Source organism: Acinetobacter entericus (assembly GCF_026168575.1).
Lineage (GTDB): Bacteria > Pseudomonadota > Gammaproteobacteria > Pseudomonadales > Moraxellaceae > Acinetobacter > Acinetobacter bouvetii.
This window is the reverse complement of the sequence record NZ_JAPEQW010000028.1, coordinates 1-12,117: the sequence shown is the minus strand read 5'-3', so window position 1 is coordinate 12,117 and position 12,117 is coordinate 1. Positions and strand designations below refer to the sequence as shown.

The window sequence follows — 12,117 nt, the reverse complement described above, 5'->3', positions numbered from 1 at the left end:
CTTACTCCACATCAGTCGCTAAAATTTCTTCAGCTCCCTCCGGAGTCGGCTCGGTTGGCTCAATCAAGTCTTCATTCTTCAGAATAACGTATTCTTCGAGCTTGCCGATTAAGGCTGGCAGACTCATGACGACTTCGCCTTTATTTAGACGACTCGACACAATGACTTCACCAAGCTCTTGAATGCCAGTGGTGCCACGAATATGGGAAGGCTCAAGTACCGGAGTGAAGTTTTTGCCAGCTGTAGGACGTTCAGACTCAAAGTAATGCAGACCACGCAATACTGAGCGAATTGATTTCATTTCATTGGAATCATTCACATCAATAATTTTACTGTGCAATCTGATTCGCTTATCGTTATGAATCGAATGCTCCTGACTGGTTAGCATATAGAAATACGAACAAATACCATTCTGAGTACGAACACCCACAGTACGTTTAGTAGCAAAGCTATATACAGACAAAGATTGTTTATATTCTTTTTTATTGATGATCGCCGTATGGTACTGATGGTGCGGTACCTCATAGACACGACTGTTATCACTGGTTTTTAAGCTCAGTGCTGGGATCGTATCAGACTGGAATGGATAGAAATTCATATCCGGGAACAACTGATCAAGTTGATCCAAAGCGCTTTCACTTTCATGAATCAAGTTGCTGGTTTCAGTCTTACCGATCTTACGCTGTGCAAAATGGTGTGAAAGCAATACAACATCCTCAAAACCATCTGACTGCAGTTTTTCGATGATACGGTGCATCGCCTTACTTGTTCTCAGATTGTCTTCAGCAACTGGGGCATGACTGACCTTCTGTAGTGATAAGCGACCCTGTTTATCGTTGATACGCTCAAGTGTATAGACGTAGCAGATGTAGCCATAATCTGGTTTAAGCAGTAGCAAATCCTTCTGATGCTGATACTTAAATTCCACATCATTCTCAGGTCGAGAGTTATAGCTAATACAGGCAATTTTGTCCTTAGTGCCCTCAAATGGGATGATGATTTCTGAATATCCTGACAGTGCTTCAATTGCAGCCTGAATACGGTAAGTCACAGTTTTATCCATAATGAGATTCACCGGGGCACAAACTCGCTCACCATTTTGATTACCATAAGGCATAGGATCTGGTTGATACTTCAGGCCCTGCACCTTCACAATGGCATCGTCATTGTTCAGCAACTTCTCAAGGGTATAAGTGGTGGCATACGCTCGTTTACACTCAGGATTAAACCCACCTTTCTGGAGCTTTTTAGATTTCCTTTGGAATTGGGCTTTTTCTTCATTCTCATGTTCATCAACTGAGTCAATTCGCATTACTGGTACATATAAGCGCTCTGCAATACCCAGTTGATTTTTTACTTCTTTAACCAGATGTTTAAGGAATAGATGAATCGCAATCGAAAAACACGACGTACTGATGATCAAAGCATTTTCTTTTTCATCCAAACATAATTGAGCATGGCCGCCTTTTAAGTCACTCAATCGAAATAGCTTAGATGAATAATGAATCATGACCTTGTATTTAGATAACAAGTTGTCGTAACTCAAGCTATCAGGATGATAAAAATGTGGCAGCCCATTGTCGCTTACCTTCTTGTTGGTCGGCACCATCAATACTGGTAAACATGGAATATTCAGATTACGAGCGACATCAAATTGGTCCAGGTCTGTATTTGGATTCGCAAACGGTACCAATGTTCGAATTGTCAGCGTGGAATCAAACTCAATCTGGCTTAAGGCTTTACCAACGTATGCACTTTTACGAATTTTTTCTTCAGCGCTCATTTTTGCCAGTTTCTTACGACTGGCATCAACAATCGAGATATAGCTATAGAAATTCGTTTCTTTACCCTTAAAGATACTGAAAAACTGTTCGGAATCTTCACCAATTGAACTCTTGAAAACATCCAGATTCACAATGCTTGGTAGGATGTAGAGTACTGTTTTAAGGCTGCTATCCTTTTCCATATCACTGATAATAGAATCCAAATTTGCTTTTAGGGCGTTAGTGATCGTGTCCGTGATCGCTTTCATTCGCTCATGAGTTTCTTCGCTATTGAGCTTTTCATCCAAAATACGAGCAAGGTTGTATCTGAGTTGTTGAGGGTTTTTAAACTTTTCAACCAGCTTGTTAAATACACTTTCAAAACTAGAGATTTCCACCTTCGGTCCTGACAGGACGAAGTACATCATAATGAGCTGGAACATCTCTACTTGAGCAACACGATCTGAGCACTCTTTGCTTAAGCGATCTTCAGAAATCGGCTGACCTTTATCATCCACAATATCCTTCAGCAGCAATGCTTTATTGATAGTATGCAGACGAGCTTCATAAGCAGTAAGCATGGTATCCGTGTCCGAACGATACCCTTTGCCTGTCTTATAATTGATCCGCAACTTAGAGTTAAAGGAACTTACCTTTTCCTCTTTAACAAACTCACCATTCACCCGAAAGGCATAAGTGACTTCACGTTTTAGAGAGAGCCCTTCCTTATCCTCATGACGACTATCATTTATTTCAATTTTTGGTTTTACCCAAATTGGTAATGCGTCTGTTGCAGACGCATAAGCTAGTAATGCATTAAAATCAACTTTACCTACAGCGCCGTAGATAGCACCAAAATCAATGCCATAGTCTTTAATGGCTTCAGTCGTTTCATCATTCCAAGGTGCAATTCGATCACCGAAAATCTCAAAAAAAGCGACTGCTTTACGGATATAAGAAACAGCAGCTTCACGTTTAAATTCATTTCGTTCATTCTGCTCAATGTGATCAGCTATGATCTCCATTATTTTGAAGCAATTTCGGATACGTGCTCGTGGTAGTGCTTTAGTTTCTACAAAATGAAGTAAATTTTGGATGTCGTTATTTTCAACTGAACATTCAGCATCAAGAATTTCCTCCATACGTTCAGCAACCTCTAATGGCATCTTTTCGCCAGCTGAGTAGGACTGTTTCACGATGGCTTTAATAGCATCACGAACTTCTTTCACCCATTTAGGTTTGCTGAGTTCTTCCGTTACAGTGAAAAGTCGCAATTCGCCATCTTTTGCTTTTAAGTCGTTTGTATATTGCAAAGAAGCTACTTTAGATTGCCCTTTGACTTGCATAGGATATTGAGATTTTTTGGCAATCACTGGATTAGAATATTTGAGATCGCCTAAGAATTGGTTGAGAGAATTCAGTGCCATACCTGTCGGAGCATTTTGAAGTACTTGCTGAACAATTTCAGACATCACTTGGTCTAAATCACGATAGGTCTGGGCAGTTTTAGCTTCAGATTCCTTATCAAATAAAGTGCTTATTCTGAGTTTTGAATCTTCAGGTAATAATTGAATATCTTTGATGATGTTATAAATTGGCTTTGAATCGTTTTTAGTCCCGATCTGCTTAAATACTGCAGACACAAAAGCGGTGGCATCAAAATGCAAATTATGAGAAGGCCCATAATAATTGAAGAAATGATCTGGTTGATGGATTTTAAGAGTCCCCACCATAGCTTTTAATAAAGGGGAAAGAATTATTTTAGGTGTGAGTGTACTTAGTTCAGTACTAGAACCATTGTTATTTAATTGCATTAAGTTTTATCCATGACAAAGTTGGCACTAAGAGGCATTTTTATATTTATTAAATATCAAAATCCTCTGTCTGAACTTTGATCATATTTTTTTTGATTACGAATGTAAACATAAGTTATTTAGAGATTTCTTAAATCACCACACATATATTGATAGTATGGGGTAATTAAATCATATTGATAACCATAATTTTCTATATCACTTGGAAATTTGTACAGTAAAATGACTTCATAAACAGATTAAAAACCATAGTAACCCTCCCATAAATAACCGAAGTTAAAAGTAGAGGTTAAGCAGCCATTAAAGGCGGCCTTCCTTTGTTAGCTTGGTGTGGTCTTTCATGATTGTAATGCCACAACCAATCACCTTGTGTCCTGCCCTTTTTCAATAACTGATCGGCTCAGACTAATCAGTAATGCAAATTTATAAGTACTACTAAAACTCCCTGACTGTAAAATCAGCTGAATATTTTTTAGGAATTTGAGTTGCTGTTGTGCTGTGGGAGTAAAATCAGGCATGTTTTTTCCAAAGTACGTTCAGCCACTCTTCCTTACGATCAGGGCGTTTATCTACTGTGATCCACTGTTTCAATACCGCAACCCCATCCAACTGATCTAGCAATAACTTGGCTTGATGTTCATCTAAATCGGTAAATGCCCTTCCATCTTTTTCTCGATCTGTTGTGCCGTATTTAAAAGACATATAGCAGATACCGCCACAGCGTAATGCAGAATGAATGCGCTTTAAAACATCAGGAAGTCGGTTACGATCACAATGTAATAAAGATGCACATGCCCATACCCCATCATAAACATCGTGCATATCAAGCTCATAAAAACTTTGCTGCTTAACAGGTACTCCTGTCAATTGGGTCGCTCGTTCGACCAATACTTCAGAATAGTCCGTCGCATCAACTTGATAGCCTTTATTTTTAAAAGCCAAAGTGTCACGCCCTGAGCCACAGCCTAAATCCAGGATGCGTGCAGAATCTGGCAACTTAGCTAAAAATGGTTGGTATAGGCTTTCCATATCCACATACAACGTGGCTTGTAAAAATTGATCTGCGTATTGGTTGTAATAGTCTATTGTTTTCATATTGGTTGCTTAGGCTAAACACTGACCCCAGTCTACTAAAAAACAAAAAGATAAGGGAGCATTTGCTCCCTTATCTTTTTAGTCAAATAAATCTGCTCTTACTTCTTCCAAAGTACGATCTGACTTGAAACGATTACATATAGGATGAATAATTGCTCCATTTTCTAGAATGCCATAGCCACCTGCTGCTTTTGATTCTCGATGATCTACTTCAGTCGATTTAACGTATAGAGCACTATCACATACTTCGCAATAGCTCCATGTTTTCTTTTCCTCACGTTGATACACATTTCTTTTGGTAGCGAGTGAAAAATTTAGAGGTTTTTTCTTCTTTGATGGTCTTACTGATTTCACAAAGCTCACAACATTATCAACAATGTTTTCATCATAATCGCCACCAAAACGTTCAAGGTAAAAATCGTTAAAATTAATATAATCAAATGATTGACTCATCGAAAGAATGACGGTGTTCAAACAAACTTCATCTTCAAAATCTAAATCCATATTTAGTCCAATACAGATAAAGGCTTGATACACGTTCTTCAATCGCTCATGTGATCTGATTCCGCTACCAAACTTACCTACAGTTTCTTTGATCGCCACAGGAATTTTTTCAATTAAACTTTCAACACTACGGCGTGCTCGTGTAAAACCAATAAAATCTAACTTCTTATTCTGTATTTCAAAACAGCCTTCTTCGATTTCAAAGACTATAGAGAACCAGGCCAAAAAGGATGTAACTTGAAAACGATTATCTTTATAAAAATATAGTTTCGGGTGTAAACCTAAACTTGGAATTCCAATGCTAATTTCTGGTGTAGCGATACGACACAGCACAACTCTGAGCTTTAGTATTAAATTTTCTACACGCTGACCTTGGTCTATACTGATAGTATTCTGACAAGCATCACCAAACATCATATTTAGGAGTTCATTGACTAGGCCTATTTTTTTACCGTGTGCTAAATCTGGCTCTAAAAGTATCATCTTAAAAAGATGATCGTGAATTTGCTCACCTAAAGCGATTACTTCATTTATCCGCTCGTAATTCAGTTCAGCTAAGTTGGATTTATTATCGTTTATGTAACAACACGCATAAATCACATAAAAAGCATCACTCCCCCTATTCTGTAAATGATATTCTTCATCTGGATCTAATCGTTTCGTATCTGAATTGATTGAACAAAAGGCTTTCCGAGCCTCCTCAGGTGTCCCAATTACTTCAATAAAATTAATTTTGGTTGATTTTAATTTTTGTTGAAACTCAGAATCACTACATAACTCTTGAAAATCAGCTAATCCACCTAATCGATGACGAATCTGACGAATATCTCGTTTTTGTGACGGCGTGAATTTTGGAGCTCCAACTACCTGCTCATCAATAAAGTATCTTTTGATCCAAGCATAAATGATTGAAATCCTATGCCCACCATCGATGATATAAATATTGCCAGCAGCATCTTCCCAATAGCGAATGCATAAATTGACATTACGATCATTCAAACAATCTAGAATGAACTCCTCAATTTCAGTAGGACTCCAACATTCTGTGGAACGTTGATTATCTGCCTTATATAATTTATCTAGAATTTCATGTTGAGCGAAATCATAAAGTGATAACTCAAAGTTGTTGTGTTGATTTGAGTGCGACATTTCGTCAAGCAACATCATTTTTCTTTGAATAATATTGGTTAAAAGCTTAGTACGGGCCATTTTATTTTCTCTAGGCAATACTTCTCTAGATCTCGTGAGATTACGAAATTTATAAAAGTAAAATTAATTAGATATGACTAAAATTTATTTCGAAAATTTTATTCTTTCAGAACAGAAGAAATGGCTTGGAGAAAATAAGGGATATTATAGAAAGTGTTCATGTTTAGTTCCTGTAGTAATTACAAACAATCTTCCATCTTTTCCACGAGATGGAGGCAAGCCAAACAGGGGTGGAAATACCGTACTACAGAAGACGGCCAGTCATAGACTGCCCTGCTTGGCCTACCATTACGATAGGCTAAACATAGTTAACGCAAAAAACCGCCAAAGCGGTTTACTGCTTCTGTAGTAAATTCAGGTTTCCACGCCTGGTCACAGATTTTGCTGTAACATCTTTATCTTATGTGCATAAATTCAATTGGTCAAATTTTATGATTAATATTTGATCAATTGATTCAAAAAATTAACTATATTCTTTAAGGGTTATAAATACAGATGAGTATCTTATAATTTATACAACATTTCGTTGATGTAAACTGATTAGAATAAAACTCTATATATTTGAGCAGCGTGATTTAATAAAGGAAGTAGATTGAAACTGCAAATCTTATCAGACACCCACAATTCTCAATATGCTATACTAGATGAAGCTGATGTGATTATTCACGCTGGGGATTTTTCGAATCGCCTGAGTGGTGCTATTGAATTTGCAGAAACATGTAAAAACCTGAATAAGAACTTTATTTTTGTTTTAGGTAATCATGATTATTACTGCTCAAACTACAATTTAGTCGTAGACTTTTTAAGAGAAAATTATCCTCAAAATGCTCTGCTTGATGACAACCATATCAAGATACAGGATAAAATATTTGTTGGCGGTACATTGTTTACGAACTTTCGTTCCAACTCAGCTCGTACAACCACTAACGAACTGCAAAAATTTAAAGAAGATGCTGAACAATCTATTTATGATTTTGATCAAATCATGATAAGTAGCGATAATCGAACTATAACAGCTGATGACTACATTGCACTATTTCAACGATATCATCAAAATATTATGCAGTTTAAAGGGCTAGACAATGTAATCGTCATTACCCATTTCCCTCCTCATTTAGCCTGTCTTGATCCGTATTGGGGTAAACATCCTGTTGCATCAGCCCTTAATCCTTATTTTATAAATGACTTGGATGTTAAAGGCTTTAAACTTTGGATTTCAGGGCATACGCATACATCAGTTGATGCTGTAGTCGACGGATGTAGATTAGTGATCAATCCTTTAGGCTATCCACAAGAGCAAGGAAAAAATGGGTTTAGAGAAAATTTGATCATCGAAGTTTAAATTGTCATACTCGTATTAAACCAATTCAATCCAACTCTAATGTCAAATTTCCTGTAGGACTGATGATTTAGATTCTACGCCATGAACCAGGAGAAATTCATGTCAATTCATTTAGATTCAGAAGATGATAGAAGGAATAAAATTGCAGATCAAATACTTAAAGATCTACTCGAGATCAATAAACTCCAAGGTATTTCCATTAAAAAAATGAAAGTAGATCAAAATGGTGTCTTTTACGTGGAACAAGAAATATCAACTGAGGACTTCCTCAAGATACTCTGAGCTTCTCTCATTAAAATAATATCATAACCTTTAAGGTATTAAAAACTTAACCAAATTGTATCACCTGTAGTCGCATACATAGTCTCAGCAGTTTGTTTTAACATGTCACATTCATCAATTTCTATTGCTAAATCATCACACTGAGTATGATCACTGTCATTGATAGAAATTTCGTGCGATTGAACAACTGCACCATGTTGAATGAGTTTAATTCTATCTTGCCTTAAAAGTTGCTCACCTCTGTAACTAGCACGCATTTGATTTAGAGCTTGAAGACGCCTTTCATTTGTAGTCATTATTATTTTTCTCGACATCAATTGTCCCCTTGATTTTTATCTGAAATTAAGATTAACAAATTACGACATAAATTGAAATTGGGTAATGATCTAGCTATCTGGTAATCCCCCCCTTAAAATCACAGCGATCAAATAAAATTTGATCAATGCATTTAAAATCAGTCAACCCTACTTTTATCAACTTCTTTAATAAATTAAATAAATTCAATTTACTAGAAAAAAACCAGCTTATCTTCAATATTGATGTTTTAGGCAAGCTTCAGCTTTTGAGTGTTTTTACAACAAAGTAGAACACCAATCAAATACTCTAAATAACATTTCACATAAAATTCACTATCAGATACATACTCTTTAATTGGAAGTAAAACGCTGAAATTTATAACTGCAAAAAATTCGGCCGATGCTTTTAAAATAGATTAAGTAAATTGTATCAAATATAAATTTATATAGGTGTATTCTTCCGNGAAGTAAAACGCTGAAATTTATAACTGCAAAAAATTCGGCCGATGCTTTTAAAATAGATTAAGTAAATTGTATCAAATATAAATTTATATAGGTGTATTCTTCCGTGGCTATAGAATTTGTTTCCAAATCAAAGTTACCTACTGCATTTGGCGATTTTGAAATTATAGCATTTCAAGATCAAAGTACTGGTGAAGAACATATCGCTCTTGCTAAAGGGATGAATGCCGCTCCAAATCAACCTGTACTTGTCAGAATTCATTCGGAATGCTTAACAGGTGACGCTTTTGCTTCACTCAAATGTGATTGTGGTCCACAATTACACTCAACTATGAAGATGATTCATGATGCAGGTCAAGGTGTTATTTTATACCTGCGCCAAGAAGGCCGTGGCATAGGACTAACCAATAAAATTCGGGCCTACGCACTTCAAGACCAAGGACATGATACCCTTGATGCCAATTTATTATTAAACCTGCCAGCAGATGCTCGCAAGTATGATATGTGTACAATAATGCTTGATTATTTACAAATAAAAGACGTCAAGTTAATTACGAATAATCCATTTAAAATTAAATCTTTATCTGATTTAGAAATTAATGTTGTTGAACGTATTCCTTTAAAAGTTGGTTTAAATAGCTTTAATAAAAATTATCTCGAAACAAAGCAAAAACGAATGTCACATCTATATGATAATAGTGATTTTTAAAAAGTGATCACTTTCAGAAAAAAATCAACATACAAAGTTCCATCTCCCTTACGGGAGACGGTTTTATCACATATGGTTCTTGTAAAATTAACTTAAAAAACTGTGATTAAAGAAACAGGATATTATTTATTTTCTTTAAGTATTTGCGAAAAAACTCTGACCTTTTCTAAAGTCGCATTCATCCCCTTATTAAAAAAAGTATCGACGAGCGCTGAACCGATAACAATCAGATCTACTTTATTGGCTAAGGCTTTAACATGACTTTCATTTTTGATCCCAAAACCAATTGCAACAGGAATCTTAAAAATAGGCTGGATTTCAGCAATCTTTTTCTCAAGATTAGACAGATTGAAGTCTCCTCCTGTTAAGCCATTTTCTGCAACATGATATAAAAAACCTGTCGCGCGCACTGAAATTTGTTTTAACCTTTCAACTGGGGTAGTCGGGGCAGTCATTGCAATTAAATGCATATTTTTTTCGTTTAATTGCACTTCAAAGTTTTCTCGATACCCATATGGAGTATCTAAAATCAATATTCCGTCTATAAGATTTTCCATTTCGGCGACAAGTTTGTCGAAACCATATTGCATAATCGGATTTAAATAAGTCATGAAAATTATTGGTGTTTTTTCATCATGTAGCCTGATTGCTTTTACCAACTCAATGGTTTGTTTTACCGTTTGACCTGCACTTAATGCCCTAAGATGTGCTGCCTGAATGATCTCACCATCTGCCACTGGATCTGAAAAAGGAATGCCAACTTCAATAATGTCAGCCCCAGCTTGACCTAATTGGCTCAACAGACGACAACTTTCTGCAAAATTAGGATCTCCAGCAGTAAAATAACAGACCAGACCGCTTCGATTTTCCAGTTTTAATTGCTCTAATTTTTGATCTAGACGGTTCATGCTGTAGCTCCTGCAAGATATTTTTTGACCGTTTTTAAGTCTTTGTCACCTCTGCCGCTTAAATTGACAATAATAATCTGTTCTGGCAGCATTTCTTGAGCAAGTTGAATCGCATACGCAATTGCATGAGAACTCTCAAGCGCAGGAATAATGCCCTCCTGTTGGCTTAAAAGCTGAAATGCATTTACAGCTTCTTGATCGGTTATAGCCGTGTATGTCACACGTCCTGTTTCAAACAGAAGGCTATGCTCAGGACCGACACCAGGATAATCTAAGCCAGCTGATATAGAATGCCCTTCTAAAATCTGCCCATCTAAATCTTGTAATAAATAGGTTAAATTGCCATGCAGTACCCCGACTTGACCTTTGCAAATAGAGGCGGCATGTTCACCGCTATTTGTTCCTTTTCCACCTGCCTCAACGCCAAACATTTTGACATTCAGGTCTTCTAGAAAGGGATGCATCAACCCTAATGCATTTGATCCACCACCAACACAAGCAACTAAGGCATCAGGCAATTTATTTTCTTTGAGGAGTATTTGGTTTCTGGCTTCTATACCAATAATTTTTTGAAATTCTCTGACCATACTCGGATAAGGATGAGGACCTGCACCAGTACCCAACAGATAATAGGTTGTATCAACATGACTAATCCAGTCACGTAATGCTTCGTTCATCGCATCTTTTAAAGTCCCACGGCCTTTTTGAACACTTCTGACTTCAGCACCGAGTAATTTCATGCGTTCGACATTCATTTGTTGGCGCTGAATATCTGTTTCTCCCATAAAAATGGTACATTTCATCTTAAACAGTGCGCAAACCGTTGCTGTTGCAACACCATGTTGTCCAGCACCAGTTTCAGCAATGATTCTGGTTTTCCCCATAAATTTGGCTAATAAGATTTGCCCAACACAATTATTGATCTTATGTGCACCCGTATGGTTCAAATCTTCCCGCTTGAGATATATTCGAGCACCTCCTGTATAAGCTGTTAGGTTTTTTGCATAAAAAAGAGGACTAGGACGACCAACGAAGTCCGTTAAAATATGTTGATATTCAGCCCAAAATTCAGGTTTATGCCGAACAGTATTAAAGGCTTGCTCTAATTCTTGAAGTGCTGGCATTAAGCTCTCTGGCATGTAGCATCCGCCAAATTTACCAAAAAATCCCAAGTCATCAGGACCATTACCTGTATAAGGGGTTGTCATCTCATATCTCTTTTACTATCAAAACTTGTTTGATCTTAAAATATTTTCATTTTTCTGATAATTGATATATTTTGAGTTTATGGTGTTAGAAAATTTTACAACATGAAACGTAGAACATTACCTCCCCTTAATGCTTTAAAAGCATTTGAAGCAGTTGCCAGAAATAAAAGTTTTAGCTTAGCTGCGGAAGAATTGTGTGTCACCCATAGTGCGATTAGCCACCAAATAAAGCAGTTAGAAGAATGGTTAGATAAAAAATTGTTTATTCGGCATTCCTCTACCATTTCTCAGACAACGGATGCAGAAGAATTATCTCGAGTTTGTACGCATCTTTTTAATCGTTTAGAAGAATGCATCTTTGAGTTAACCAATAAAACATCAGAGGTAGAAGTGGTAATAGGCGCTTCTCATAGTTTTATGGCAAATTGGCTGATTTCCCGATTAGAAAAACTCGAAGTCATTTACCCCAATATCCATATCAAATTAATGACATGTAATGACTTAAAATTGTTAGAAAAAGAGAAA

At 36.6% G+C, this 12,117-nt stretch carries 10 protein-coding genes and 1 pseudogene; 4 read left to right on the top strand and 7 right to left on the bottom strand.

Features of this window, described 5'->3' with window-relative positions; all coding sequences use genetic code 11:
* Position 1: 1 nt before the first annotated feature.
* The 4 genes and pseudogenes from OKC24_RS16335 to OKC24_RS16320 form a co-directional block, all read right to left on the bottom strand.
* The gene (locus OKC24_RS16335) at positions 2–3,577 is read right to left on the bottom strand and encodes a hypothetical protein (protein ID WP_265466011.1); all 3,576 of its coding nucleotides are present in this window, start codon (positions 3,575–3,577) and stop codon (positions 2–4) included.
* A 368-nt stretch (positions 3,578–3,945) separates the two neighbouring features.
* Positions 3,946–4,095, bottom strand: a pseudogene (locus tag OKC24_RS16330) (HNH endonuclease); the annotation flags it as partial.
* Positions 4,088–4,672: a class I SAM-dependent DNA methyltransferase gene (locus tag OKC24_RS16325; protein WP_265466010.1), complete on the bottom strand. Its 585-nt coding sequence runs from the start codon at positions 4,670–4,672 to the stop codon at positions 4,088–4,090. The gene OKC24_RS16325 and the pseudogene OKC24_RS16330, both read right to left, overlap by 8 nt.
* Positions 4,673–4,750: 78 nt before the next feature.
* On the bottom strand, positions 4,751–6,385 hold the full coding sequence (locus tag OKC24_RS16320) for an HNH endonuclease (RefSeq protein ID WP_265466009.1): 1,635 nt from the start codon (positions 6,383–6,385) through the stop codon (positions 4,751–4,753).
* Between the two features lie 592 nt (positions 6,386–6,977).
* On the opposite strand from OKC24_RS16320, the gene OKC24_RS16315 reads away from it, so the two are divergent.
* Positions 6,978–7,727 (top strand): metallophosphoesterase family protein, encoded by a 750-nt coding sequence (locus tag OKC24_RS16315; RefSeq protein ID WP_265466008.1) that lies wholly within the window; start codon positions 6,978–6,980, stop codon positions 7,725–7,727.
* Between the two features lie 99 nt (positions 7,728–7,826).
* Positions 7,827–8,009, top strand: a complete 183-nt coding sequence (locus OKC24_RS16310; protein ID WP_265466007.1) for a hypothetical protein — start codon at positions 7,827–7,829, stop codon at positions 8,007–8,009.
* Positions 8,010–8,047: 38 nt separating this feature from the next.
* Here the strand turns inward: OKC24_RS16310 and OKC24_RS16305 are convergent, their stop codons facing one another.
* The gene (locus tag OKC24_RS16305) at positions 8,048–8,323 is read right to left on the bottom strand and encodes a hypothetical protein (protein ID WP_180052902.1); all 276 of its coding nucleotides are present in this window, start codon (positions 8,321–8,323) and stop codon (positions 8,048–8,050) included.
* A 550-nt stretch (positions 8,324–8,873) separates the two neighbouring features.
* On the opposite strand from OKC24_RS16305, the gene ribA reads away from it, so the two are divergent.
* Positions 8,874–9,476, top strand: coding sequence for a GTP cyclohydrolase II (gene ribA / locus OKC24_RS16300; RefSeq protein ID WP_265466006.1), 603 nt, complete (start codon positions 8,874–8,876; stop codon positions 9,474–9,476).
* 122 nt (positions 9,477–9,598) lie between these two features.
* Here ribA and trpA read toward each other — a convergent pair whose 3' ends face one another.
* Together trpA and trpB are read right to left on the bottom strand one after the other, a co-directional pair.
* Entirely contained in the window at positions 9,599–10,384 is a 786-nt protein-coding gene (gene trpA / locus OKC24_RS16295; RefSeq protein ID WP_265466005.1) for a tryptophan synthase subunit alpha, read from the bottom strand.
* A complete protein-coding gene (gene trpB / locus OKC24_RS16290) occupies positions 10,381–11,592 on the bottom strand; it encodes a tryptophan synthase subunit beta (protein WP_265466004.1) in 1,212 nt (403 codons plus the stop codon). The genes trpA and trpB overlap by 4 nt, the downstream gene beginning before the upstream one ends.
* 102 nt (positions 11,593–11,694) lie before the next feature.
* Between trpB and OKC24_RS16285 the strand changes: the two genes are divergently transcribed.
* Positions 11,695–12,117, top strand: a 423-nt coding sequence (locus OKC24_RS16285; protein WP_265466003.1) for a LysR family transcriptional regulator, incomplete at its 3' end; no start/stop codon positions are given.